Annotated in this window: 21 protein-coding genes and 1 pseudogene; 9 read left to right on the top strand and 13 right to left on the bottom strand. The window is 68.7% G+C overall.

Annotation, left to right across the window (positions count from 1 at the left end):
• The 9 genes and pseudogenes from VFG40_RS03180 to VFG40_RS03220 all read right to left on the bottom strand — a co-directional run.
• Nucleotides 1-720 (bottom strand): SDR family NAD(P)-dependent oxidoreductase (locus tag VFG40_RS03180; RefSeq protein WP_324894825.1); only part of this gene is annotated, 720 nt, incomplete at its 3' end.
• A gap of 95 nt (nucleotides 721-815) precedes the next feature.
• Nucleotides 816-1,388 (bottom strand): GNAT family N-acetyltransferase, encoded by a 573-nt coding sequence (locus VFG40_RS03185; RefSeq protein WP_324894827.1) that lies wholly within the window; start codon nucleotides 1,386-1,388, stop codon nucleotides 816-818.
• The gene (locus VFG40_RS03190) at nucleotides 1,385-1,864 is read right to left on the bottom strand and encodes a GNAT family N-acetyltransferase (RefSeq protein ID WP_324894829.1); all 480 of its coding nucleotides are present in this window, start codon (nucleotides 1,862-1,864) and stop codon (nucleotides 1,385-1,387) included. Before VFG40_RS03190 ends, VFG40_RS03185 begins: the two co-directional genes overlap by 4 nt.
• Nucleotides 1,861-2,457, bottom strand: coding sequence for a YdeI/OmpD-associated family protein (locus VFG40_RS03195; RefSeq protein ID WP_324894831.1), 597 nt, complete (start codon nucleotides 2,455-2,457; stop codon nucleotides 1,861-1,863). Before VFG40_RS03195 ends, VFG40_RS03190 begins: the two co-directional genes overlap by 4 nt.
• A gap of 12 nt (nucleotides 2,458-2,469) precedes the next feature.
• Entirely contained in the window at nucleotides 2,470-2,967 is a 498-nt protein-coding gene (locus VFG40_RS03200) for a GNAT family N-acetyltransferase (protein ID WP_324894833.1), read from the bottom strand.
• Nucleotides 2,964-4,301, bottom strand: coding sequence for a metal-dependent hydrolase family protein (locus tag VFG40_RS03205; protein WP_414649237.1), 1,338 nt, complete (start codon nucleotides 4,299-4,301; stop codon nucleotides 2,964-2,966). The genes VFG40_RS03200 and VFG40_RS03205 overlap by 4 nt, the downstream gene beginning before the upstream one ends.
• A 104-nt stretch (nucleotides 4,302-4,405) precedes the next feature.
• The gene (locus VFG40_RS03210) at nucleotides 4,406-5,305 is read right to left on the bottom strand and encodes a hydroxymethylglutaryl-CoA lyase (RefSeq protein ID WP_324894835.1); all 900 of its coding nucleotides are present in this window, start codon (nucleotides 5,303-5,305) and stop codon (nucleotides 4,406-4,408) included.
• A gap of 129 nt (nucleotides 5,306-5,434) precedes the next feature.
• Nucleotides 5,435-7,425, bottom strand: a pseudogene (locus VFG40_RS03215) (acetyl/propionyl/methylcrotonyl-CoA carboxylase subunit alpha).
• Between the two features lie 148 nt (nucleotides 7,426-7,573).
• The gene (locus tag VFG40_RS03220; RefSeq protein WP_324894837.1) at nucleotides 7,574-8,365 is read right to left on the bottom strand and encodes an enoyl-CoA hydratase/isomerase family protein; all 792 of its coding nucleotides are present in this window, start codon (nucleotides 8,363-8,365) and stop codon (nucleotides 7,574-7,576) included.
• A 118-nt stretch (nucleotides 8,366-8,483) separates the two neighbouring features.
• On the opposite strand from VFG40_RS03220, the gene VFG40_RS03225 reads away from it, so the two are divergent.
• The 6 genes from VFG40_RS03225 to VFG40_RS03250 all read left to right on the top strand — a co-directional run bounded on the left by VFG40_RS03225 (nucleotide 8,484) and on the right by VFG40_RS03250 (nucleotide 13,308).
• On the top strand, nucleotides 8,484-8,729 hold the full coding sequence (locus VFG40_RS03225; protein ID WP_324894838.1) for a FeoA family protein: 246 nt from the start codon (nucleotides 8,484-8,486) through the stop codon (nucleotides 8,727-8,729).
• Nucleotides 8,726-10,570, top strand: coding sequence for a ferrous iron transporter B (feoB, locus tag VFG40_RS03230; RefSeq protein WP_324894840.1), 1,845 nt, complete (start codon nucleotides 8,726-8,728; stop codon nucleotides 10,568-10,570). Before VFG40_RS03225 ends, feoB begins: the two co-directional genes overlap by 4 nt.
• A complete protein-coding gene (locus VFG40_RS03235) occupies nucleotides 10,567-10,881 on the top strand; it encodes a DUF6587 family protein (RefSeq protein WP_324894842.1) in 315 nt (104 codons plus the stop codon). The genes feoB and VFG40_RS03235 overlap by 4 nt, the downstream gene beginning before the upstream one ends.
• A gap of 127 nt (nucleotides 10,882-11,008) precedes the next feature.
• Nucleotides 11,009-11,557, top strand: coding sequence for a cupredoxin domain-containing protein (locus VFG40_RS03240; RefSeq protein ID WP_324894844.1), 549 nt, complete (start codon nucleotides 11,009-11,011; stop codon nucleotides 11,555-11,557).
• Nucleotides 11,558-11,561: 4 nt separating this feature from the next.
• The gene (locus VFG40_RS03245) at nucleotides 11,562-12,425 is read left to right on the top strand and encodes an FTR1 family iron permease (RefSeq protein ID WP_324894846.1); all 864 of its coding nucleotides are present in this window, start codon (nucleotides 11,562-11,564) and stop codon (nucleotides 12,423-12,425) included.
• 115 nt (nucleotides 12,426-12,540) lie between these two features.
• On the top strand, nucleotides 12,541-13,308 hold the full coding sequence (locus tag VFG40_RS03250; protein WP_324894848.1) for a hypothetical protein: 768 nt from the start codon (nucleotides 12,541-12,543) through the stop codon (nucleotides 13,306-13,308).
• A 39-nt stretch (nucleotides 13,309-13,347) separates the two neighbouring features.
• On the opposite strand, the gene VFG40_RS03255 is transcribed toward VFG40_RS03250, so the two are convergent.
• Complete coding sequence (locus tag VFG40_RS03255) at nucleotides 13,348-14,955, bottom strand: carboxyl transferase domain-containing protein (protein ID WP_324894850.1); 1,608 nt, start codon at nucleotides 14,953-14,955, stop codon at nucleotides 13,348-13,350.
• A gap of 257 nt (nucleotides 14,956-15,212) precedes the next feature.
• On the opposite strand from VFG40_RS03255, the gene VFG40_RS03260 reads away from it, so the two are divergent.
• Together VFG40_RS03260 and VFG40_RS03265 are read left to right on the top strand one after the other, a co-directional pair.
• Nucleotides 15,213-17,237 carry a tetratricopeptide repeat-containing sulfotransferase family protein gene (locus VFG40_RS03260; RefSeq protein ID WP_324894852.1) on the top strand — a complete coding sequence of 675 codons (2,025 nt, stop codon included), beginning with the start codon at nucleotides 15,213-15,215 and terminating at the stop codon, nucleotides 17,235-17,237.
• Between the two features lie 104 nt (nucleotides 17,238-17,341).
• Entirely contained in the window at nucleotides 17,342-19,768 is a 2,427-nt protein-coding gene (locus VFG40_RS03265) for a TonB-dependent receptor (RefSeq protein ID WP_324894854.1), read from the top strand.
• 167 nt (nucleotides 19,769-19,935) lie between these two features.
• On the opposite strand, the gene VFG40_RS03270 is transcribed toward VFG40_RS03265, so the two are convergent.
• Together VFG40_RS03270 and VFG40_RS03275 are read right to left on the bottom strand one after the other, a co-directional pair.
• On the bottom strand, nucleotides 19,936-20,343 hold the full coding sequence (locus VFG40_RS03270) for a hypothetical protein (protein WP_324894856.1): 408 nt from the start codon (nucleotides 20,341-20,343) through the stop codon (nucleotides 19,936-19,938).
• A gap of 162 nt (nucleotides 20,344-20,505) precedes the next feature.
• A complete protein-coding gene (locus VFG40_RS03275; protein ID WP_324894858.1) occupies nucleotides 20,506-21,690 on the bottom strand; it encodes a thiolase family protein in 1,185 nt (394 codons plus the stop codon).
• Nucleotides 21,691-21,906: 216 nt separating this feature from the next.
• On the opposite strand from VFG40_RS03275, the gene VFG40_RS03280 reads away from it, so the two are divergent.
• Nucleotides 21,907-24,705 (top strand): S8 family serine peptidase, encoded by a 2,799-nt coding sequence (locus tag VFG40_RS03280; protein WP_324894860.1) that lies wholly within the window; start codon nucleotides 21,907-21,909, stop codon nucleotides 24,703-24,705.
• Nucleotides 24,706-24,787: 82 nt separating this feature from the next.
• Here VFG40_RS03280 and VFG40_RS03285 read toward each other — a convergent pair whose 3' ends face one another.
• On the bottom strand, nucleotides 24,788-25,945 hold the full coding sequence (locus VFG40_RS03285) for an isovaleryl-CoA dehydrogenase (RefSeq protein ID WP_324894862.1): 1,158 nt from the start codon (nucleotides 25,943-25,945) through the stop codon (nucleotides 24,788-24,790).
• Nucleotides 25,946-26,002: the final 57 nt, after the last annotated feature.

Raw genomic sequence — 26,002 nt, forward strand, 5'->3', positions numbered from 1 at the left:
GTTGATGTAGCGGTTGGTAAGGATGAACGCGGCCGTGGCGGCGAACTCCTCCGGCTTGCCCAGGCGCGAGGGGAACGGGATCGACGCGCCCAGCGATTCCTGCACCGCCGGCGGCATGGAATCCACCATCGGCGTCCAGAAAATGCCCGGGGCGATCGTCGCCACGCGGATGCCGAAGCGCGACAGCTCGCGTGCCATTGGCAGCGTCATGCCGACCACGCCACCCTTGGAGGCGGAGTAGGCGGCCTGGCCGATCTGCCCTTCGTAGGCGGCCACGCTGGCGGTGTTGATGATCACGCCGCGCTCGCCGTCCTCGCCCGCCTCGTTGCCCTGCATCAGCGCGGCGCCGGCCTTGGCCACGTTGAAGCTGCCGACCAGGTTCACCATCACGGTGGTCTGGAACTGCGACAGCGCCATCGGGCCTTCCTTGCCCAGCACGCGGCCGGCGCCGAGGATGCCCGCGCAGTTGATCACCACGTTCAGCCCGCCCATCGCCTCGCGCGCAGCGGCGACGTTGGCGCTCACGCCCTCTTCGGAGGTGACGTCGGTGCGGTAAAAGCGGGCGGCCTGACCGAGGCTGGCAACGGCGGCCTGGCCCTTCTCCTCGTTGACGTCGAACAGTGCCACCGAGGCGCCTTGCGCTACGAGGTGCTGAGCGACGGCGTGGCCGAGTCCGGAGGCGCCGCCGGTGATGACGGCCTTGACCTGAGCAAGCTGCATGGAGAGTTCCCGAAGCGTGGAAAACCGCGATTTTAGCGGACCGCGAACCGGCACGCCCACGCGCGTTGCCGCGGCGTGCGGCGGCAGCGGGATGATCAGTCGTGGTCTTGGAGCCGTGCCCGCCACGCCGGCTGCTGTCGCAGCTGTGCGAAGGGGATCACCGCGGCGGGCGGGTTGGCCGGTTCACTCAGCGTCTTCTGCCACACGCCCACATGCCACCACTGACCGAGCTTGTAGCCCGCCTGGCGCCACACGCCCGCCGGCTCGAAGCCCATTGCCTCGTGCGCGGCCACGCTGATGGGCCCCGGGAGCGTGATGACGCCGACCGCCTGATGCAGCCCCTGCAGACGCAGCGAATCCAGCAGCGTGCCGTAGAGGCGACGCGCGATGCCGCGGCGCTGCGCCTCGGGGCGCACGTAGATCGACGTCTCGGCGATCCAGTCGTACGCGGCGCGTTCGCGGAAGCGGCTCGCGTAGGCGTAGGCCAGCACCTCGCCGGCCTGTTCCCAGACCAGCCAGGGGTACTGCTCCAGCCGGGCCAGCACGCGTTCGCGCATCACCGCCACGCCCGGTGGCACGGTCTCGAAGGTGGCAACCCCTTCCAGCACGTGCGGCAGATAGATGGCGTGGAAGGCCGCGGCGTCATCGGCGGTCGCGACGCGGATCATGCCAGCACCTTTTCCATGCACACGCTGCGCGGGTTGGCATGATGCCCGCCAAACGGCAGGCAGCGGCGGTAACCGGCGCGCTCGTACAGCTCGAGGGCCTCGTTCTGCGCCGTACCCGCTTCCAGCTTCACCAGCCGGCCACCGCGGCTGCGCACGTGTGCTTCCATTGCCTCGAGCAGCTGCTTGCCCAGGCCCAGCCCGCGGCAGGCCGGCAGCACGTACATGCGCTTGATCTCGACGTAGTCGCCCTCGTCGATGCAGGCGCCGCAGGCGACCGGGGCGCCGTCCACGCGGGCGGTGAGCAGGGTGACCTGCGGACGTTGCAGCGCGGCCAGCGATACCGGCTCGATGTTGCCGGTGGGATGCAGTTCGGCGAGATAGCCGTCGGTGGGTTCGATCAGCGCACGCAGCTCGGGCAGTGCGGGATCGTCGACGCGAAATTCGAGGTGGGGCGGGGACTCGGTGGGTTCGATCACGACAGGTATTTCCAGTTGCGTGGCTTGCCTTCGGCCAGCCACTCGAGCGTGCTGGCGAGTCGCTTGCTGCGGGTGGCGGCGGTCTTCGCCTCGGCGATCCACTCGATGTACTCGCGCTGTGCGCTGGCGCTGAAGGCGTTGAAGTGGCGACTGGCCGCGGCGTGCTCGCCGCGCGCAAGGGCGGCGGCGAGATCGTCCGGCATCGCCGGCATTGGCCTGGCACGGGCTGCAGCGCGCGCGCGTGGCGAGGGCGCGCCTGCATCGATTCGCTGCATCGCGGCCTTCACCGCCGCGATCAGCTCGCGGCGTGGCGGCAGCTCGCCCACGGCGGTGAGCTTGCCGTACTGGCCCATGCCGTCGGTCTCACCGGTCTTCGCTTCCGGTTGCCAGAAACCGAAACCGCAGTGCTGCTTGAACGCGGCCATCATGCACAGCGGCCGCCCGCGGTATTCGAAGAACGGCATCCGCCACTTCAGCGTTTCAGTGCACTCGGGGCAGCCAGCGTGCACCACGGCGCGCAGATGCTCCAGCAGCGGGCGCGCGAAGGGCGCCGCGGCAGCGATGTAGTCGTCCACGCGAGGGTCGGTGCTCATGACGCGCCTCCATCACAGGTCCAGCAGGAAAAACCGATCACAACTGAAGTGGCCGGTGCCGCCCATCGGTGCACACAGTGGCTTGAAGCCCGTGCGCAGGTAAAGCGCCTGGGCCTGGTCCATGCCGGTGAGGGTCTCCAGGTAGCAGCGGGCGAAGCCGTGGGCGCGGGCGGCGTCGAGGCAGCGCTGCATCATCGCGGTGCCCGCGCCGATGCCGCGGGCCTCCGGCAGGAAGTACATCTTGCGCAGCTCGCACACGTCCGGCTCGGCGTTCTGCAGCGGGGCCACGCCCGCGCCGCCGACCACGCGGTCGTCCCGCTCCACCACGAAGTAGCTGCAGCGCGGTTGCGCATAGGCTGCGGTCATGTGGTCGACCTCGGAGTCGTGGATCGCGAAGCCGGGGCCGTCGGCGCCGAAGCTCGGCATCACGGTGCGGATGACGCGGGCGACGTCTGCGTCGTCGCGTGCCTCGATGGGGCGGATGGTGAAGGCGGTGGTGCGTTCGGTCATGGCGTGGTCGGGGAGGCGGGAGGGAGGTCGGGGGATCGATAGACGGTGCCGTTTTTCATCACGAATACCGGATGGCGAAGCGCCTGCACGTCGCGGCTGGGGTCGCCGGCGAATGCGGCCAGGTCGGCGAACTGGCCCGGCGCGATGCGGCCGAAATGGTCCTGCTCGCGCAGCACGCGCGCGGCGACGTCGGTGGCTGCATGCAGCGCCTGCACCGGCGTCATGCCGTCGGCGACCATCAGCGCCGGCTCGCGCCAGTTCTCGCCGTGCGCGAACACGCCCACGTCGCTGCCGTTGCCGATGGTCACGCCGACTTTCAGCGCGGTGCGGAAGGCGTGCGCGGCCTCTTTCATTGCGGGCGTCGGTTCGGACTGGCCAGGCACATAGTGCTGGAAGTATTCCGAGGTGGCCTCCACCGCGGTAAGCGTGGGCTCGTAGGCAACGCCCTTCTGCTTCATCAGGCGGAAGGTGGCCTCACTGGTGCCGTAGCCGTGCTCGATGGTGTCCACGCCCGCCTCCACCGCGTTACGCACGCCGGCCTCGCTGGCCGCGTGCGCGGCGACCGGGCGGCCGATCTGGTGGGCGGCGTCGACGATCGCCTTGATCTCGGCCGGCGACAGCGTCGGCATCGTCTCGCCGTGGTCGCCCACGCGGTAGTCGGCGTAGAGCTTGATCCAGTCCGCGCCCCGCGCGGCCTGCTCGCGCACGGCGGCCACGGCGGCGTCCACGCCGGTCACCGGCTGCGCGCCCTGCGGCAGGTCCAGGTCGGGGCGGAAGCCGCGCGGCCCCGGGCCGTAGCTGGCGGTGGCGACGATGGCGCGGGTGGCGACGAACATGCGCGGGCCGGGGATCAGGCCGTTGTCGATGGCGCGCTTGATCGACACATCGGCGAAGCCGGCGCCCTCGGTGCCCAGATCGCGCAGCGCGGTGAAGCCGGCCATCAGGGTGGCCTTCGCGTGCGCGGCGGCTTCCAGCGTGCGGTAGTCCTGCGGTTCGGTGAGCACCTGGTCGTTCCAGAGCGCTTCGTTGTACGGATGCAGGAACAGGTGCGAATGCAGGTCGATCAGGCCGGGCGTGAGCGTGGTGCCGGGCAGGGTGATGCGCTCGGCATCGGCGGGCGCCTTGATGGATGCCGCTGGGCCGACAGCGGCGACCTTGCCCTCGTGCACCAGCACGACCCAGCCGGCGTGCGCGGCGTCGCCGTCGGCGGTCCACACGCGATCGGGCAGGAGCAGGCTGTCGCGGGTCGGCGCGTCCGTCGCCGTGGCGACCATCGGCGCCAGCGCCAGCAGCATGGCCAGGCCCAGCCGGCGTGAGGTGAGTCGTGCGCGCATCGGATTCCCCTGCATCGTGGTCCACGGGAGCGGGCACAGCGCGCGGATCGGCTGGCCGCAAGCCCTCGATTCTAGCGGCGCGGGTCGGCGTGTCGCGATGCGACCTAGGTCGCCGTGCGCGCCCGCGTCACCCGGCTGGCGGTTTCCTTGTGCAGCTGGGCGGCAAGCCAGGCGCCCGTGGCGACCAGCAGGTCGAGATCCACGCCCGTGTGCATGCCCATGCCGTGCAGCATGTAGACCACGTCCTCGCTGGCCACATTCCCCGTCGCGCCCTTCGCGTACGGACAGCCGCCGGTGCCGGAGACGGCGCTGTCGACCACGCGCACGCCTTCCTCCAGACACGCCAGGATGTTGGCGAGCGCCTGGCCGTAGGTGTCGTGGAAATGCACGGCCAGCGCGGCCATCGGCACCTCGGCGGCGACCGCCCGCAGCATGGCGCGCGCCTTCGCCGGCGTGCCGACGCCGATGGTGTCGCCCAGCGACACCTCGTAGCAGCCCGCCGCGTGCAGCTGCTGCGCCACGCGCACCACGTCGGCGACGGGCACCTCGCCCTGGTAGGGGCAGCCGAGCACGGTGGAAACGTAGCCGCGCACCTTCACGCCGTCGGCCTTGGCCCTTTCCAGCACGGGCAGGAAGCGCTCGATCGATTCGTCGATCGAGGCGTTGATGTTCTTGCGGTTGAACGCCTCGCTGGCGGCACTGAACACCGCCACCTCGGTGGCGCCCACGGAGCGGGCGCGCTCGTAGCCCTGCAGGTTCGGCACCAGCACCGGATAGCTCACCCCCGGCACCTTGCGGATGCCGGCGAACACCTCGGCCGCATCGGCCAGCTGCGGCACCCACTTCGGGCTGACGAAGCTGGTCGCCTCGATAGTGTTGAGGCCGGTGGATGACAGCCGGTCGATCAGCGCGATCTTCACCTCGGCCGGCAGCAGGGTCTTCTCGTTCTGCAGGCCGTCGCGGGCGCCGACTTCGACGATGCGGACGTGGTTGGTATCAGTCATGGCGTTCTCCGTGGCAGCTCAGTCCATCACTGTAGGAGCCCGCTCGCGGGCGATGCGTTTCGCTCTGAATCCACGTTTTTTTAAAGCGGAAAGCATCGCCCGCGAGCGGGCTCCTGCAGGGGTGGCGTTTCACTCGGTGGCGAAGCGCACCAGCAGGGCGTCGGCTTCAACGAAATCGCCCTGGGCGGCGCTGAGGCTTTCGATGGTGCCGGCGCGGGGGGCCTTCAAGGCGAGCTCCATCTTCATCGCTTCCATCACGATCAGCTCCTGGCCCTCGGCAACCTCGTCGCCGACGGCGGCTTTCACCAGCACGATGCGGCCCGGCATCGGCGCCGTCAGCTGGTGGCCGCCGGCGGCATCGCTGCTTTCCCAGGCATAAGCTGCGGCGCGGGCGAGGTGGTGGCGCTGGCCGTCGACGTCGTGCAGCAGCACCCGGCTGCCGTCGGCGCGAACCGCCAGGCGCAGCGCGTCGCCGTCGAAGCGGGCGCTCAGGGTTTCGCCGTCGTGGCGGGCGCCGCGAACCTCGCAGTGGTCGTCGCCGTGGCGCATGCGGTAGTGCCCGCCGTGGCCGTAGGCCTCCACTTCGTAGCGGTAGCCGTGGCGTTCCAGCGCCACCAGCCGGCGGCCTTCGTGGCCGATGCGCCAGGCATCGGCCCGGGCCCAGGGCGAGAACGGATCGCTGCTGCCGCGCGTGCCCGCCATCGCAGCGCATTCGTCGTGCAGCAGGGCGGCGGTGGCGGCGGCGAACAGCACGTAGTCCGGCGGCGCCACGTCGCCGACGAGAAACTCGTCCAGGTGACGGTCGAGGTAGCCCGTGTCGATGCGGCCCTCGACCACCACCGGATGGCGCGCAAGCCGCTCGAGGAAGGCGATGTTGGATTTCGGCCCGGCAATCTCGCACTCGGCGAGCGCTTCGCGCAGGCGCAGCAGGGCACGTGGGCGATCGGCGTCGAACACGATGAGCTTGGCGATCATCGGATCGTAGAAGATGGTGACCGTGTCGCCCTCGATCACGCCGCCGTCCAGCCGCACGTGTTCGGACGGCGCAGGCAGGCGCAGGCGCAGCAGCTTGCCCGAGCCGGGCAGGAAGTTCTGGTCGGGGTCTTCGGCGTACAGGCGCACTTCGATGGCGTGGCCGTGTGCGCTGATCTGATCCTGCGCGAGCGGCAGCGGCTCGCCCGCGGCGACGCGCAGCTGCCACTCCACCAGGTCCAGCCCCAGCGTGAGCTCGGTGACCGGGTGCTCCACCTGCAGGCGGGTGTTCATCTCCATGAAGAAGAACTCGCCGCTCTGGGCGACGATGAACTCCACGGTTCCGGCGCCGACGTAGTTCACCGCCTTGGCCGCGGCGACCGCGGCCTCGCCCATGGCCGCGCGGCGCGCCTCGTCGAGGAACGGCGAGGGCGTTTCCTCCAGCACCTTCTGGTAGCGGCGCTGCGCCGAGCACTCGCGCTCGTTGAGGTGGATGACGTGGCCCTGCGTGTCGCCGAACACCTGGAATTCGATGTGCCGCGGGTGTTCGACGTAGCGCTCGAGGATGACCCGCGTATCGCCGAACGAACTGGCCGATTCGCGTTGCGCCGAGGCCAGGGCGTCGGCGAATTCGGCCTCGCTGCGCACGATGCGCATGCCCTTGCCGCCGCCGCCTTGATCATCAGCGGGAAACCGGTGGTGCGGGCCTGCTCGGCGAGGAAGTCGGCATCCTGGTTGTCGCCGTGGTAGCCCGGCACCAGCGGTACCGCATGGCTTTCCATCAGCGCCTTGGCCGCGGCCTTGGAGCCCATGGCGTCGATGCTTTCGGGCTTCGGGCCGATGAAGACGATGCCGGCGTCGGCGCAGGCGCGCGCAAAGGCGGTGTTCTCGGACAGGAAGCCGTAGCCGGGATGGATGGCCTGGGCGCCGGCCTGCTTCGCCACGGCGAGGATGGCGTCGCCGCGCAAGTAGGAGTCGGCCGGTCGCGGGCCGCCGATCGGAAACGCCTCGTCAGCCAGCCGCACGTGCTGGGCGTCGGCATCCGCCTCGGAGTAGACCGCGATGGTGCGGATACCCAGTCGCCGGCAGGTGCGGATCACACGGCAGGCGATCTCGCCGCGGTTGGCAATCAGTACGCGTTCGAACATGCGAAGTCCCTTGATGGCGTGCGCCGCGTTGCAAAGCCCGAAACGGTAACAGAACGACTGTTTTCAGCCGATGCGCAGCGCAGCAAGTGCGCCGCTGCGCGCGCCACGGTGGCGACCGCTGTGGTCGCGGTGAGCGAGGCGTGGCGACTCAGTCGCCGATCCAGGCGGGTGCCCGTTTGGCGAGGAATGCCCCGAGGCCTTCCTGGCCCTCGGCAGATACCCGCAGCCGCGCGATCAGGGCCGCGTTTTTCTCATCCAACTGTTCGGCCCCGGCCTGGTCGAGTCCGGCCGTGTCCAGCGCCAGCGTCTTGGCTTCGGACTGCGCCACCGGACCGGCCTTGGCAAGGAAGCCGAGCACACGCTCCACCGCGGCATCGAGCTGCGCGGCAGGAACGGCTTCGTGCAGCAGGCCGATCCGTGCGGCGGTGGTGGCATCGAAGAACTCGCCGGTGAGAAACAGCCGGCGCGCCTGGCGCAAGCCGATCGCGGCGATCACGTAGGGCGAAATCACGGCCGGCACCAGCCCGAGCTTGACCTCGGTGAGTCCGAATTTGCTGCCGTCCACGCCGATGGCGATGTCGCAACAGGCGATCAGCCCGACCCCACCGCCGAAGGCAGCCCCGTTGACGCGCGCGATGGTCGGCTTGGGGCAGAACTGCAGTCGCCGCATCAGTTGCGCCAGGCGCAGCGAGTCCTCGCGATTTTCCCGCTCGCCGGCCTGCGCCATCGAGCGCATCCAGTGCAGGTCGGCACCGGCGGAAAAGCTCTCGCCTTCGCCGGTGAGCACCACGGCCCGCACCTGTTCGCTGCGGCCGGCTTCATCGATCGCGGAGGTCAGCTCTGCGATCAGCGCGTCATCGAACGCGTTGTGCACCTCGGGACGGTTCAGCGCGATACGACGAACGCGGTCCTGGTCGGTGATCGAGAGGCGGCTCGTCATGGCGAAGTCCCTTGGCAAAGACCCGGGATGATAAACGCCGCGCGTGCCGCACGGGCTTGAATGCGGCCCCGCGGGGAACGATATACAATGCGAACCATTCCTATTTAGGCCCAGCCCCGTGCGCCTGTCCGATTTGCCCAAGGGTTCGCCCGCCGTGGTGGACCGCGTCGATGACGCCCACCTCGATGACGCCATCGCGCAACGCCTGCGCGACCTGGGCTTCGTCGCGGGCGAGCCGGTGCGCCTGGTGGCGCGTGGGCCGCTGGGATCCGATCCGCTGCTGATCCTGATCGGCTCCACCCGGTTTGCCCTTCGCCGCACCGAAGCGGCGCGCATCACCGTGCGCCTGCAGGAGGCTGCGTGAGCGCCAGTACCTTGCGCATCGCCCTGGTCGGCAACCCGAACTGCGGCAAGACGGCTCTGTTCAACCAGCTCACCGGCGGCCGGCAGAAGGTAGCCAACTACGCCGGCGTGACGGTGGAGCGCAAGGAGGGCCGCTTTACCGCGCCGTCCGGACGCGTGCTGCAGGTGCTTGACCTGCCCGGCACCTACAGCCTCGATGCGACCAGCCCCGACGAGCAGATCACCCGCGACGTCTGTGCCGGTGCATACCCCGGCGAGGCCGCCCCGGACCTGATCGTTTGCGTGGCCGACGCCACCAACCTGCGCCTGCACCTGCGCTTCGTGCTGGAGGTGAAGCGGCTGGGGCGGCCCATGGTGCTGGCGCTGAACATGATGGACGCGGCCCGGCGCCGCGGCGTGGTGATCGACGTGGCCGAGCTGTCCCGACGGCTCGGCATGCCGGTGGTGGAAACTGTGGCAGTGCGCCGCGATGGCGTGAAAGCCCTGGTCGAGCGCGTCGACGGTGTCATGCCCGAGCCGGCACCGGTGCAGCCGGACGATCCGGCCAGCCGCGCCGACCTGCACGCCGAAGTGCGCGAACTGCTGACTGCCGCGGTCACCATGCCGCGCGCCACCGATGCGGTGGACGACGCGCTGGACCGCTGGGCGCTGCACCCGGTGTTCGGGCTGGCGATCCTGGCGCTGGTGATGTTCCTGGTGTTCCAGGCGGTTTACTCGGTGGGCAAGCCGATGACCGACGCGATAGCCGACGGCTTCGACTGGATGGGCGCGCACGTGGCGGCGTGGATGCCGGCCGGGCCGCTGCAGAGCCTCGTCACCGACGGCATCTTCGGGGGCATCGGCACGGTGCTCGGCTTCCTGCCCGAGATCCTGGTGCTGTTCGTGTTCATCCTCACGCTGGAGGAGTCCGGCTACTTGCCGCGTGCGGCGTTCCTGCTGGACCGGATGATGGTGTCCGTGGGCCTCACCGGGCGCTCGTTCATCCCGCTGTTGTCGAGTTTCGCCTGCGCCATCCCCGGCATCATGGGCACGCGCTCGATCACCGATCCGCGCGACCGGCTGGCCACGATCCTGGTGGCGCCGCTGATGACCTGCTCGGCGCGGCTGCCGGTGTATGCGCTGCTGATCGGCGCGTTCATTCCCTCGCGCCGCGTGCTGGGCGTGTTCAACCTGCAGGGCATGGTGCTGTTCGCGCTGTATGCCATAGGCATCCTCGGCGCGATGCTGGTGGGCTGGGTGATGAAGCGCATCCGCCGCGACAAGAGCGAGCACGCGCTGCTGATGGAGCTGCCGTCCTACCGCCTGCCCAAGCTGCGCGACGTGTCGATCGGCCTGTGGGAGCGGGGCATGATCTTCATCAAGCGGCTCACCGGGGTGATCCTGGCGCTGACCGTGATCATGTGGTTCATCTCCACGTTTCCCGGCCCGCCGGAGGGCGCGACGCGCCCGGCGATCGAATATTCCATCGCCGGTTACCTCGGCCGCGGCCTGCAGCACATCTTTGCGCCGATCGGCTTCAACTGGCAGATCAGCCTGTCGCTGATCCCCGCGTTTGCCGCGCGCGAAACGGCGGTGGCCGCGCTGGCCACGGTGTACGCGGTGAGCGGCGACGCCGTCGGCGGCGGCGGTCTCGGCCAGGCGCTGGCGGTGAACTTTCCGCTGGCCAGTGCGCTGTCGCTGCTGGTGTGGTTCGCCTTCGCGCCGCAGTGCATGTCCACGCTGGCGGTGATCCGCCGCGAGACCGACTCCTGGCGCAATGTGGCCATCTCGTTCGGCTACATGTTCGCGCTGGCTTATGTGGCCTCGTTCATCACCTACCACGTGGCGGTGTGGCTCTCGTGAGTACCGGCTTGCTCGTGCAGTACGTGGTGATCGGGCTGATCGTGCTGGTCAGCGTGGCCGTGGTGGTGCGCAAGCTGGCGCCCAAGCCGACCGCGCGCTGGCTCGCCGCCGTGGCGCTGCGGCTGGATCGTCCGGATGCCGCGAGCTGGAAGCGCCGGCTCGCCCATGCCATGCAGCCGAAGCAGACCACCGGCAACTGCAGCGACGGCTGCGACACCTGCGGCGCCTGTGGCCCGAAGCCTCCCGCTGCCGCGCATCCGCCCGCGGCAGCGGAGCCGATGCCGCTCAACTTCCGCCCACGCGGGAAGTAGCTCCGCGGTCGCTGCCGCTGCCGATCACGCCGAAGAGGTCCGCGGCTGCGGGAGCCCGCTTCAGCTCGCCCCACAGCGCCTGTTCTGAGTGCCTGTTCTGGGACCGGGTGTTGCCCCGGCCTCACGCATGGTGGTGCAGCTTGCCGCGGTAGTGACACGGGTCCCGCAGCGGCCAGGCCCGGTCAGGCAGGTCAGTTTCGGACCCGTCTGGTGCCTGTGCTTCGCCGAGCGAGCGCTGCGCCCGCGCTGTTTCGCCTCACCCTCAACCAAGGTGGAGGCAGCGGCGGAAATTGCCACTTTAAATAAGAACTATTATCATCCAGCAACTTTCTTCACCTGGAATGACGCCGTGACCCGTCTCGTCGTTACCGCCGCCTTGCTGCTCGCGAGCCTTGCCGCGCAGGCCGCCGATGTCCCCGAATTTCGCCTCGTGATCCAGAATCACACGTTTCAGCCTTCGGAACTGAAGGTGCCCTCGGGTGCCAAGGTCAAATTGCTGGTCGAGAACCGCGATGCCGCTCCGGAAGAGTTCGAGAGCACCGAGCTCGGCCGGGAGAAGATCGTGCTGCCCAACAGCACCGCCAGCGTCTACGTGGGGCCGCTCAAGCCGGGCAGCTACCGGTTTTTCGGCGACTTCCACCAGGACACGGCCCAGGGCCGGCTGATCGCGGAGTGATGCCATGCCCGGCGTAGCGCTGCTGGTTTTTCGCGAGGTGATGGAGGCGGCGCTGATCGTCTCCATCGTCTGTGCCGCCACGCGCGGCGTCGATCGGCGCGGGCTGTACGTGGCCGGCGGCATAGGGCTGGGCCTGTTCGGCGCGGTGCTGGTGGCGCTGGGCGCCGGGGCCATCGCGCAGCTGGCGCGCGGGGTCGGCCAGGAGCTGATGAACGCCGGGGTGCTGCTCGCGGCAGTGGTGATGATCGGCTGGCACGTGGTGTGGATGGCGCGCCATTCACGCGAGCTGGCGCAGCACATGGGCGCGGTGGGGCAGGCGGTGAAGGCCGGCTCCAGCTCGCTCACCCTGCTGCTGGCGGTGGTGGGGCTGGCGGTGCTGCGCGAAGGGTCCGAGGTGGTGCTGTTCGTCTATTCGATGGCGATGGGCGGCATCGGCGTCGCCAGCCTTGCCGGCGGCATCGCGCTGGGCGTGGCCAGCGGCGCGTTGCTCGGCTACGGGCTATACGTGGGCCTGCTGCGCATTCCGATGAAGCATTTCTTCCGCGCCACCAACGTGATGCTGGTGCTGCTCGCGGCGGGGCTGGCTTCCACGGCGGCGCGCTTCCTGGTGCAGGCCAGCTGGCTTCCGGCCTGGGGCGAGCAGCTGTGGGACAGCTCGTGGCTGCTTTCGAACGGCTCGCTGGCCGGCAAGACGCTGAGCGAACTGGTGGGCTACGACGCCTCGCCCGCCGGCATCCAGCTGGTGTTCTACGCGGTCACGGCGATCGCCCTGTTCGCTGGCATGCGTTGGCTGCGCGCACCGCCGGCGCCGACCGGGTCGCGCGCCGCACCGGGCGCTTCAGCCGGCACGCCGCAGCCGCAGCACTGATCGATTTGTTGCCTGACTGTACCGCGCGGCGGGCCCGCGCGGGGGAGGCGCGCGCCCAGATGCGGTCGCGCCCACGAACGTTGTCACCGTCATTCGTCTTCGAGGAAACCCACGCATGTCTCCCCATTTCACCCGCCACCTCCCATCCGGCCACCGGCCGGTCGCATCGCATCGGGCCGCAGCCGTGCTCGCCCTGCTGCTCACCGCCACGGCAGGCGTCGCGCACGCCGACGATTTCATTGTCTACTCGCCGCGGGTGATGGCGACCCAGACCGAGATCGAGCTGCGCGGCTACGGCTACAGCGACGGTCGCTCCGACATCGGTGGCGAGCGCGCGGCCGAGCTGTCGGTGGCACATGCGTTCAACGGCTGGTGGAAGCCGGAGCTCTACCTGGCCGAGTACGAGAAGGAGCCGGGCGCGGGCGGCAAGCTGGTCGGCTACGAATTCGAGAACACCTTCCAGTTCACCGAGACCGGCCGCTACTGGGCAGACGTGGGCCTGCTCGCCTCCTACGGCCATCCCAAGGGCGGTGGCCCGGGCGAACTCGAGGTGGGGCCGCTGATCGAGAAGACCGTCGGCCGCTTCGATCACCGCGTCAACCTGATCTGGGAGCGCGAGGTGGGCGCCGGCGCGTCGTCGAAAACCGAATTCCGCTACAGCTACGCCGGCACCTACACGGTGACCAAGGCGTTCCGTCCCGGCATTGAAGCCTACGGCCGCCCTGACGACGACGCCTACCAGGCTGGCCCGGTGGTCACCGGCGAATGGCACGTGCCCGGCACGCGCGGCAACCTGGAATACCGCGTCGGCGTGGTGCTGGGCATCAACGCCGCCGCGCCGCGACGCACCGTGCTCGCGCAGCTGGAATACGAGTTCTTCTGATCGCGGTGCGCGCGGCCCGCCGAGGCGAGCCGCGCGCCATCACATGCGGAACACGCCGTAGCGCTGCGGCTCGATCGGCGCGTTCATCGATGCGGAGATCGCCAGGCCCAACACGCGGCGGGTGTCGGCCGGATCGATGATGCCGTCGTCCCACAGCCGCGCGCTGGCGTAGTAGGGGTGGCCCTGGCGCTCGTACTGGTCGCGAATCGGCGCCTTGAACGCCTCCTCGTCCTCGGCGCTCCAGTCCTTGCCGGTGGCTTCCAGCCCGTCACGCTTTACTGTCGCCAACACCGATGCCGCCTGCTCGCCGCCCATCACCGAGATGCGCGCGTTCGGCCACATCCACAGGAACCTTGCTCCATAAGCCCTGCCGCACATCGCATAGTTTCCGGCGCCGAAGCTGCCACCGATCACCACGGTGAACTTCGGCACGTGCGAGCAGGCCACGGCGGTCACCATCTTGGCGCCGTCCTTGGCGATGCCGGCCTGCTCGTACTTCTTGCCGACCATGAAGCCGGTGATGTTCTGCAGGAACACCAGCGGCACGTTGCGCTGGTTGCACAGCTCGATGAAGTGCGCGCCCTTGAGCGCGCTCTCGGCGAACAGGATGCCGTTGTTGGCGACGATGCCCACCGGGTAGCCGTGGATGTGCGCGAAGCCGCATACCAGCGTCTTGCCGTAGCGTGCCTTGAACTCGTGGAATTCCGAGCCGTCGACGATGCGCGCGATCACCTCGCGGATGTCGAACGGGCGGCGGGTGTCCTGAGGAATCACGCCGTACAGCTCCTCGGCCGGGTACTTCGGTTCCACCGGCGCACGCAGGGCGAGCGGCATCTCCTTGGTGCGGTTGAGATGGCCCACGATGTCGCGGGCAATGCTCAGCGCGTGCGCATCGTTCTCGGCATAGTGATCGGCCACGCCGGAGATGGACGTATGGACGTCCGCGCCACCCAGCGTCTCGGCGTCCACTACCTCGCCGGTGGCGGCCTTCACCAGCGGCGGGCCGCCGAGGAAGATCGTGCCCTGCTCGCGCACGATGATGGTCTCGTCGCTCATCGCCGGCACATAGGCGCCGCCGGCGGTGCAGCTGCCCATCACCACCGCGATCTGCGGGATGTTGAGCGAGGACATCCGCGCCTGGTTGTAGAAGATCCGGCCGAAGTGCTCCTTGTCCGGAAACACCTCGTCCTGCAGCGGCAGGAAAGCGCCGCCGGAGTCGACCAGGTAGACGCAGGGCAGGCGGTTTTCCAGCGCCACTTCCTGCGCGCGCAGGTGCTTCTTCACCGTCATCGGGAAGTAGGTGCCGCCCTTCACGGTGGCGTCGTTCGCCACCACCACCACCTCGATGCCGTTGACCCGGCCGATGCCGGTGATCAGGCCGGCCGCGGGCGCGGCGTTGTCGTACATGCCGTGTGCGGCCAGCGCGGAGAGCTCCAGGAACGGCGAGCCGGGATCGAGCAGGGCGCGGATGCGCTCGCGCGGCAGCAGCTTGCCGCGTGCGGTGTGCTTGTCCCGGGCCTTCTCGCCACCGCCTTCGGCCGCGCTCGTCAGCTCCCGCTGCAGGTCGTCCACCGCCGTGCGCAGCTGCGCCGCATTGGCCTGGAAGTCGGGCGACCGGGGGTCGATCTGCGAGGCGATCACGCTCATGGATGGGCCTGCCTTGGTTAGGGGAACGGCGATGATAGCGGCCGCCCCGGTGCGGCCCAAACGCACCGCCGCATTGAGCGGCCCCGAGCGCGGCCGATGGTGCCCGGCATGCGTTCCGTCACCCGGTGCCGACGCGGCGCTATGCGGCGGCACAAAAGCTGGTTAGATTTCGGTGAACACGCCGGGATCCCGCCCATGCCCTACCGCACCGCCGCCACGCGCACCGCCCGGCCCTATCGGGCTGCGGAGCGCGTCGCATGAGCGGCACGGCCGTGGCCGGACCCGTCGCGGAGCAGGCGCTGGTGCGCGCCGCGGAGCTGCTGCAGACCGACCCGGCCCAGGCCGAGCAGGTGCTGCATGAGCTGCTGGCGACGGGCCATCCGGAAGCGCGTCGGCTGCAGGCGGCGGCTCGCGCTGCCCGGGGCGATGATGCGGGCGCACTGATGTTGTTGCAGTCGCTGGCGATGTCCCACCCCCAGTGGGGTGCGCTGCACTGCGAGCTGGGGCTGACTCTGGGGCGGCTGCAGCGGCATGGCGAGGCGGTTGCCGCGTTTCGCCGTGCGCTGGCGTTGGCGCCGGCGCTGCCACAAGCCTGGCGGCTGCTGGCGGATGCCTGCCTTGCCGCCGGGGATGCCGACGGCGCGGACGCGGCCTTTGTCGGTCACGTGGCGCACGCGGCCGCCGATCCGGCGCTGCTGGCGGCGGGCAACGCGCTGGCGGCTGGTCGCCTGCCCGAGGCCGAGCGGCTGCTGCGTGCGCGCTTGCGCGAGGCGCCCACCGACGTGGCCGCGATCCGCATGTTCGCCGAGCTGGCGATGCGCTTGGGCCGCAACGACGACGCCCTGAACCTGCTGGCGCGCTGCCTCGACCTGGCCCCCGGCTTTCATGCGGCGAGGCAGAACTACGCGCTGGCGCTGCATCGCGCCAATCAGCCGGCGCTCGCGCTGGCGCAGATCGATCTGCTGCTTGCGGCCGAGCCGGCCCACCCGGCACATCGCAATCTGAAGGCGGTGGTGCTGTGCCGGGTCGGCGACTACGAGCCGGCGATCGCGCTGTACGCCGATCTGCTGGCGGAGTACCCGGACAACGCCCAGGTCTGGATGAGCTACGGCCACGCGCTGAAGACGGCCGGGCACGCGACGCGGGCGATCGAAGCCTACCGGCACGCCGTGGCGCAGGTGCCATCGTTCGGCGAGGTGTGGTGGAGCCTGGCGAACCTGAAGACCTTCCGCTTCGACGACGACGACCTTGCCAGCATGCGCGCGCAGCTGGCACGCGACGACCTGAGCGACGACGACCGCCTGCATCTCGACTTCGCCATCGGCAAGGCGCTGGAGGATCGTGCCGAGTACGCCGGCTCGTTTGCCCACTACGCGTCGGCCAATGCGCGCCGTCGGGCGCAGCTGCGTTATGACCCTGACGAGACGCATGCGCGGGTCGAGCACATCCGGCGCCAATACACCGCGCGTTTCTTCGCCGAGCGGGCCGGCAGCGGCAGCACCGCCCGCGACCCGATCTTCATCGTCGGACTGCCGCGCTCGGGCTCGACGCTGATCGAGCAGATCCTCTCCAGCCACAGCCAGGTGGAGGGCACGATGGAGCTGCCCGAAATCACCTCGATCACCAAGCTGTTGCGCGAGCAGGCCGACGGCGAGGCGGCGATGCCGTACCACGACACGCTGGCTCGGCTCGATGCCGGCGCACTGCGCGACCTGGGCGAGCGCTATCTTGCCCACACGCGGATCCAGCGCAAGACGTCGGCACCGCTGTTCATCGACAAGATGCCGAACAACTTCATGCACATCGGGCTGATCCACCTGATGCTCCCCAACGCGATCATCATCGACGCGCGGCGGCACCCGATGGCGTGCTGTTTTTCGGGGTTCAAGCAGCATTTCGCGCGCGGGCAGAGCTTCAGCTACCGGCTGGAGGACCTGGGGCGCTACTACCGCGACTATGTCGCACTGATGGCGCACTACGACGATGTGCTGCCAGGTCGCGTGTATCGGGTGACTTACGAGCGCATGGTGGATGACACCGAGGGCGAGGTGCGCCGGCTGCTCGAGCACTGCCGGCTGCCGTTCGAGTCGGCATGCCTGCGCTTCTTCGAAAACGCGCGTCCGGTGCGCACCGCCAGCTCCGAGCAGGTGCGACAGCCGATCTTTCGCGACGGAGTCGATCAGTGGCGGCACTACGCGCCCTGGCTCGAGCCGCTGGAACAGAGTCTGGGGGAAGTGCTGCGGGCGTACCCCGCGGTACCGCAAGACGGGGAAGACCGGTAACAGCGAAGTGCACATCACGTTGTCTCTTTGAGGGAGGGGAACCGATGCATCGAAATCGATCCACCAGGGGCGGGGCCGAAGGCGCCCGAAGGCGCCCGTCGCGGATGCCGCTGGCTGGCGCCATCTGCCTGGCCATCGCGGCGCCTGCCGCGTTTGCCCAGGACACCGGCCAGGCATCCACCAGCACGACGCCGGCGAAGGACCAGAAGATCGCCGAGCTCGGCGCCGTCACGGTGACCGCACAGAAGCGCACCGAAAACCTGCAGAAGGTGCCGGTCAGCATCCAGGTGCTGGGCACCGAGCGGTTGCAGGAGCTGCACGTCAAGAGCTTCGACGACTACGTGAAGTACCTTCCGAGCGTCTCCTACCAGACCTTCGGCCCGGGCTTTGCGCAGATCTACATGCGCGGCGTGGCGTCCGGTGGCGACGGCAACCATTCCGGCTCGCTGCCCAGCGTGGGCGTGTACCTGGACGAGGAGCCGGTGACCACCATCCAGGGCCCGCTCGACATCCACATGTACGACATTGCGCGGGTAGAGGCGTTGTCCGGTCCGCAAGGCACGCTCTACGGCGCCAGCGCCGAGGCCGGCGCGTTGCGCATCATCACCAACAAACCCGACCCCAGCGGCTTTGCCGCCAACTACAGCCTGGGCACCAGCACCGTGAAGAACGGCGGGCTTGGTTATACCGGCGAGGGCATGATCAACATCCCGCTGTCCGCCGGCGCAGCGGTGCGCGTGGTGGGGTGGCACGAGCACGACGCCGGTTTCATCGACAACACCCCGGGCTCGCGCACCTTCCCCGTCTCCGGCATCACCGTCAGCAACGACCGCTGCACGTCGACGCCGACACTCGTCTGCACCGGCCGCGCCAAAAACTCCTACAACGACGTGGACACCACCGGCGCGCGCGCCGCGTTGAAGGTCGACCTCAGTGACGAGTGGACGATCAGCCCCACGCTGATGGGCCAGCAGACCAAGTCCAACGGCGCGTTCGCGGTTGATCCGCAGGTTGGCGATCTGGCGGTAACGCACTTCTATCCGGAGCGCGCAAACGATCGCTGGTGGCAGGCGGCGATGACGGTCGAAGGCAAGGTCGGCAACTTCGACATCACCTACGCCTTCGCCCACCTCAAGCGCCACACCGAGGAGGACAGCGACTACAGCGACTACTCGTTCTGGTACGACACCCTGGCCGGCTACGGCGCGTACATCTATGACAACAGCGGCGCCCTGATCAACCCGTCGCAGTACATCCAGGCCCGCGACCGCTACGCCAAGACCAGCCACGAGCTGCGTATCGCCTCGCCCAGCGACGAGCGCCTGCGTCTGGTGGCCGGCGTGTTCTGGCAGCGCCAGACCCACGATATCCAGCAGCGCTACAAGATCGACAATCTGGCCGACTCGCTCGATACCCCGGGCTGGCCCGACACGCTGTGGCTGACTAAACAGACCCGCGTCGACAAGGACGAGGCGGTGTTCGGCGAGCTGTCCTATGACTTTATCCCCGACACGCTCACCGGCACCCTCGGCGGACGTTACTTCCGCGCCGACAACAGCCTGGGCGGCTACTTCGGCTTCAGCTCGGGCTTCTTCCCGGGATCGAGCTACGGCGAGGCCGGCTGCATCTCGCCACAGCCCTACCACGGCGCGCCCTGCCTGGACTTCGACAAGCGCGTGCGCGAGACGGGGTCGCTGAGCAAGGCGAACCTCACCTGGAACATCACGCCGACCAAGATGGTTTACGTCACGCGGTCGGAAGGCTATCGGCCCGGCGGCATCAACCGGCGCGGCACGCTCCCGCCGTACAAGGCCGACTACCTCACCAACTACGAGGCGGGCTGGAAGACAACCTGGTTCAACAACCGCCTCTCGTGGAACGGCTCGGTGTTCCGCCAGACCTGGAAGGATTTCCAGTTCTCGATCCTGGGCGCCAACGGCCTCACCGAGATCAAGAACGCCAACCAGGCGCGCATCGACGGGCTGGAATCCGAACTGAACTGGGCGGCGACCTACAACCTGCAGCTCACCGCGGGCGTGGCGCTGTACGACGCCAAACTCACGGCGAACTATTGCGGGTTCACCGACGCGAACGGCACGCCGGTGACCGACTGTCCCGGCGCGGAAGAAGCGCCCAAGGGCACGCAGTTGCCGATCACGCCGCGCTTCAAGGGCAACCTCGGCGCCCGCTACACCTTCGACGTGGGCGAGAACGAGGGGTTCCTGCAGGCGGCGGTGGTACACGTGGGGGAGCGCACGTCGGACCTCCGGCTGGTCGAGCGGTCGCTGCTGGGCAAGCTGTCGGCGTACAACACGCTGGACCTGTCCGCCGGCTACCGCAGGAACGGCTGGTCGATCGACGTTTACATAAACAACGTGTTCGACAAGCGCGCCGAGATTGCCAAGTACGCCGAATGCGCGGAAGCGGTCTGCGCGGCCCACGACGTGGTGCCGGACTATCCGAACGGCCAGGTATATACGGTCACCAACCAGCCGCGTCTGCTTGGGGTGCGATTTACCCAGGACTTCTAGCAGTTCATGCCTGCATCAGTGTCACAGGAGCCCCGGCGCAAGCCGGGGCTTCTTGTTTGTCCGGGATTTTCAGGCATCGCAGGTTCAGTGACTGGCGGATTTCCACGCACAAAAAAAACCGGCCACCCGAAGGTGGCCGGTTTCGTGCGTCTAAAACGCGTGGACGATTACTTGTCCTTGGCGTCTTCAGCAGCGTCCTTCGCGTTGTCGGCAGCGTCCTTGGCAGCGTCGGCAGCCTTGTCGGCCTGGTCAGCAGCGTTGTCGGCGGCGTCCTGCGCGCGATTGGTCATGGCCGAATCAACCATGCCATCACCGGCGGACGTGGCCTTGGCAGCAGCCTGCTGGGCCTGATCGGCAGCCATGCTGGCCGTGTTTGCCTGCATCTTGGCCTGCTCAGCTGCCTGCTCTGCACCCGTGGTCGGGGCAGTTGCCGCGGCCTGCTGGGCCTTTTCAGAAGCCTGCTGAGCCTGGTCAGCGGACTGCTGGGCATCCTGCGCGGAATCCTGCGCGCCGTTGCTGCAAGCCGCCAGCAGCGCGACGAGCGCGGAGGCGAGTAGGGTACGCGTGAACTTCATAGTGGATCTCCTTTGCCGTGGAATGCCGTTTGGCCGCGTATTAATAGCGCGTTCCCGTTAAAGGCGCTACCGCTTTCGCGAAGTAGTTGAAGCGCTATTAATGCGGCCGTTAAGCGTTTTATCTGAAACGCGTGGGGATTGTTGATCTGCCCGTGTGACGATTCAGTCGACGCGCTCCACCGCAATGGCAGTGGCTTCGCCGCCGCCGATGCACAGTGCCGCCACGCCACGCTTCAGGCCACGCACCTTCAGAGCGTTGAGCAGGGTCACCACCAGCCGCGCGCCACTGGCACCGATCGGATGGCCAAGTGCGCAGGCGCCGCCGTTGACGTTCACCTTGTCGTGCGAGATGCCCAGTTCGCGGATCGGCGCCATGGCCACCACGGCGAACGCCTCATTGATCTCGAACAGGTCCACGTCTTCCACCTTCCAGCCGGCCTTGTCGAGCACCTTCTGGATCGCACCGACCGGCGCGGTGGTGAACCACTCCGGCTCCTGCGAGTGGGTGGCGTGGGCGACGATGCGGGCAAGCGGAGCCAGCCCGCGTGCCTTCGCGTCGTCAGCGGACAGCAGCACCACCGCAGCCGCACCGTCGGAGATGCTCGACGAGCTGGCGGCGGTGATGGTGCCGTTCTCTTTCTTGAACGCCGGGCGCAGCGTGGGGATCTTGCTGGTGTCCGAGCGGCCGGGCTGCTCATCGGTATCCACCACCACGTCGCCCTTGCGGCCGGACACGGTCACCGGCGTGATCTCGCCGGCGAACGCGCCGTTCTTCTGCGCATCCAGCGCGCGGTTCACCGAGGCGGTGGCAAAAGCGTCCTGCTCCTCGCGGGTGAAGTGGTACTTGTCGGCGCACAGTTCGCCGAACACGCCCATGGCCTTGCCGTCGTAGGGATTGGTGAGGCCGTCCCACGCCATGTGGTCGACCAGCTGACCGTCGCCGTAGCGGATGCCGGTGCGGGCGTTGACCATGTGCGGCGCGTTGGTCATCGACTCCATGCCGCCGGCCACCACCACGCCGACCGAACCGGCCTTGATCAGGTCGTGACCGAGCATGATCGCCTTCATGCCCGAGCCGCACACCTTGTTGATGGTGGTGCAGCCGGCCGACAGCGGCAGCCCGGCGCCGATCGATGCCTGCCGCGCCGGGGCCTGGCCGAGGTTGGCCGGCAGCACGCAGCCCATGATGACCTCGCCGACGTCCGCGGCAGCGACGCCGGACTGCTCGATCGCCGCCTTGATGGCGGTAGCGCCGAGCTTGGGCGTGGGCACGCCGGTGAACTGGCCGAGAAAGGAACCGATGGCGGTGCGCTTGGCACCGACGATGACAACACTGACGTCAGACATGGGATTCTCCGGGGAAGCCTGGGCGCGATGGCGCGATAGGCACCGGCCGATTATCGCAGCCCCTCCGGAGGGCGGCAAACCGCGCCATGCGGCGTTCCGGCGCACGAAAATGCAGGCGGAACTGTGCTCCGGGTTGTGCCAATATCGGCGCCGGAGCGCGCAGGGCATGGAGCCGCCGCGGTACTCCCTTTCCAACCGGTTTCAGGGGAAACAAAGATGAGCAAGCAAGGACTGACGCTGATGCAGCGTCGCATGCCGTTGGTGATCGCCGCGGCCCTCGGACTGGCTGGCTGCGGTGGCGGTGGCGGCAATGTCCGTTCGCCTGCTCCGCCCCCCGCGCCGCCGCCGCCCGCGCCCACCGATCAGCCGGCGATCGACGCGCACCTCACCGTGACCAACGCCAATGCAGCGCACGCGGCCGGCTTCACCGGCGCCGGCGTCACCATCGGCATCGTCGACACCGGCATCAACCCGGACCATCCCGCGCTGAAAGGCCGGGTGAAGGCGCTGTTGCTGTACGTCGACCCGGCCAAGAACGACACCACCAAGGGCGACGTCGTCGGACACGGCACCTGGACCAGCCAGATCGCTGCGGGCAAGCCCTTCGGCCAGTGGCCTGGCGGCATCGCGCCCGATGCCGAGCTGGTTTCGGCGCGCATCATCAGCGACACGCCGCCGAAGGACGACGGCAGCGGCCAGGGCAACAAGGTCGAGCCTGCCGATGCGGACTTTTTCGGGCAGTACCTGCTGCCGGACCTGATCAACAACGGCGTGGAGATCATGAACAACTCCTGGGGCGGGCTGTATTTCGACCCGTCCAATGCCGCCCAGGTCGGCACCGCGTTCGGCGACGCGTTCCGCCCGTTCGTGGTCGACCACGACGGCCTGGTGGTGTTCGCTACCGGCAACGAGGGGCAGGCACAGCCGTCCGACACGGCGGCCATCCCCTACTACGCGCCAGATCTCGAGCGCGGCTGGCTGGCGGTGGCGGCCTATGATTCGATCAACCCGGAAAAGCAGCAGCTGGCGTCCTATTCCAACGCCTGCGGCAAGGCCATGAACTACTGCCTGGTGGCACCGGGCGACGTGGTCATCACCGGCGCCGACGATACGGCCGGCAATCCCACCTATTACGTGGTGCAGGGCACCTCGTTCTCCACTCCCGCGGTGGCCGGTGCGGCGGCGGACGTGTGGCAGGCATTCCCGTACTTCAACAACGATCTGGTGCGGCAGACCCTGCTGGGCACCGCCAAGGATCTGGGCACCCCCGGCGTCGACGCGACCTTCGGCTACGGCTTGCTCGACGTGGGCAAGGCGGTCAAGGGGCCGGCGCAGTTCAACTGGGGCAACGTCACCGTCAACTTCACCGGCGAGTCGAGCTGGGACAACCCGATTTCCGGTGCCGGCAGCCTGATCAAGCAGGGCACCGGCACGCTGTCGCTCAGTCAGCCATCCAGCTACACCGGCACCACCCAGGTGCAGGGCGGTGGCCTGATCGCGGATTCGCTCGCCGGCAGCGTCACCATTGCCGCCAACGCGGGTTTTGGTGCCAACCACGTGGGCGGCAACATCACCAACGCGGGCACGCTGGACCTGGGCAATGCAGGCGGTACCACGCTCGACGGCAAGTACGTGCAGCAGGTGGGCGGCCGGCTGGCGCTGTCGCTGGGCTCGATCCTCACCGTGTCCGGCAAGGCCACGATCAACGGTGGCGACCTCTACGTCTATGACAAGAACAGCAACTACACCGTCAACTCGCACACCGACGTGCTGGACGCTGCCGGCGGCCTGACCGGCACCTTCAGCGCGCTCACCACGCCGACCAACGTGCTGCTCACCGCAACACTCAACTACGACGCCACCAGCGCCTGGCTGAACGTTCAGCAGGTCAACGTCACCCAGGTTTCCGGCACCAGTTACACGGCGGCATCGTTCGGCGCGGCGCAGCGCGTGCAGGGAGCGTTCGAGCAGCTCAACAGCGCGCTGGGTTCGGGCGCAGCGCCAAGTGGCCAGTTCCTGGCCGGTGCGGCGAGCCTGCAGCATGTGGCCAGCACGGAGGCACTGCAGCAGTCGCTGCAGAGCCTGTCGGGCCAGCTGCACGCCGCCAGCGCAGCGATGACCTTCGAAGCGATCGACGCGGGCACCCGCGCGCTGTCCGATCACGTCGACCAGCTGCTCGACGCGCCGCAGCCCAGCGCGTGGAGCCAGAACCTCGGCTATCACGGCTCGATGTCGCGCGCCGGCTACGGCAACGTGGGCGTGGATCTCAGCGGCTGGATGACCGGCGCCGATCGCCGCCTTGGTGCCAACGGCTTTGCCGGCTACGCGATCAGCCAGGCCGACGGCCTGGGCCGCCTCGCCGAGTCCGCCGATCAGGGCCGCAGCCACGCGATGGAGGCGATGCTCTACGGCGGCGTGGTGAAGAACGCGTGGTACGCGGTGGGCCGTTTCGGCGCGGGCCACTACCGCGAGACGATGCGCCGCGCGGTGCAGCTGGGCAGCTTCGGCAGCGGCGTGGCCAGCAACACCAACGGCCGCTACGGCGTGGCCTACGGCGAGAGCGGTTACCGCTTCGGCGTCGGCGGCATGCATCTCACGCCGTACGCGAACCTGCAGTACGCGCAGATCCGCCGCGACGCCTTCAGCGAAACCGGTGGCAGCGGCTTCGGCCTGAAGACGCCCTCGCAGACCATCGCGCGCTGGCAGGCCGGCGTGGGCCTGCGCGCCAGCCAGGGCTGGACCCTGGGCAACGGCTCGCGCCTGGAGTGGACCGGCCACCTGCAGTGGCAGCGCGCGTTCGGCCTGCGCGGCGACGTGTTCGAAGCCAGCTTCACCGGGGTGGACCAGTGGGCGCCGGTGGGCGGTATCGGCGTGGCGCGCTACGGCGGCGTGGTCGGTACCGGGCTGGACTGGACGCTCTCCGAGCGCAGCAGCCTGGCGCTCGGAGTGGACCAGTACCTCGGCCAGCGCGATCGCGCGCGCATGGCCACGGCGAGTTACCGGCTCGCGTTCTAGGTCGGCAGTCGGCACGTCGTGGTAACGAAAACGGCCCGCATTGCGCGGGCCGTTTTCATTCGAGCATCGGTGGCGAAGCGGATCAGCTCTTGCCGTGAAACAGCTCGCGTCCGATCAGCATGCGGCGGATCTCGTTGGTGCCGGCACCGATCTCGTACAGCTTGGCATCGCGCAGCAGGCGGCCGGCCGGGTACTCGTTGATGTAGCCGTTGCCGCCCAGCGCCTGGATCGCCTCCAGCGCCACCTTCACCGCATTGGACGAGGCATTGAGCAGGCAGGCGGCCGGATCGATGCGCGACTTGTGCCCGGCATCGAGCTGCTGCGCCACCATGTAGGCAAAGCCGCGCGAGGACTGCAGCGCCGTGTACATGTCGGCCACCTTCGCCTGCATCATGCCGAAGGTGCCGATCGGCGCGTTGAACTGCTTGCGCTCGCGCACGTAGGGCAGGGTGAGATCCAGCGCCGCCTGCATCAGGCCGAGCGGGCCGCCGGAGAGCACCAGCCGCTCGGTGTCCAGGCCGCTCATCAGCACGCGCACACCTTCGTTGACTTCGCCGACGATGTTCTCGGCCGGGATCTCGCAATCCTCGAACACCAGCTCGCAGGTGTTCGAGCCGCGCATGCCGAGCTTGTCGAGCTTCTGCGCCGTGGTGAACCCCTTCATGCCCTTCTCGATGATGAAGGCGGTCATGCAGCGGCTGCCGGCAGCGCGCGGCGCGGTGCGCATGTACACCAGCAGCACGTCGGCGTCGGGGCCGTTGGTGATCCACATCTTGGTGCCGTTGGCGACCCACACGTCGCCCTTCAACTCGGCGCGGCAGCTCATCGAGCCGACCACGTCGGAGCCGGCGCCCGGCTCGCTCATCGCCAGCGCGCCTACGTACTCGCCCGAGCACAGCTTGGGGATGTACTTCTGGCGCTGCGCCTCGTTGCCGTTGTGGAAGATGTTCTGCACGGCGAGGTTGGAGTGCGCGCCATAGGACAGCCCCACCGACCCGGACGCGCGGGAGATCTCCTCCATCGCCACCGTGTGCGCCAGAAAGCCCATGCCGCTGCCGCCGTACTCCACCGGAATGGTGATGCCGAGCAGGCCCAGCTCGCCGAACTTGCGCCACAGGTCGGAGGGGAACGCGTTGTTGCGGTCCACCTGGTCGGCGCGCGGGGCGATCTCCTTCTCCGCAAACGCGTGCACGGTTTCACGCAGCAGGTCGATGTCTTCGCCGAGGGGGAACGGACGCATGCGGTGCAACTCCTTAAGGTTCAAAGCCGGTCAATGGTAACGCGCCGGCCTGGCGTG

It is taken from the genome of Dyella sp. (genome assembly GCF_035685805.1).
GTDB lineage: Bacteria > Pseudomonadota > Gammaproteobacteria > Xanthomonadales > Rhodanobacteraceae > Dyella_A.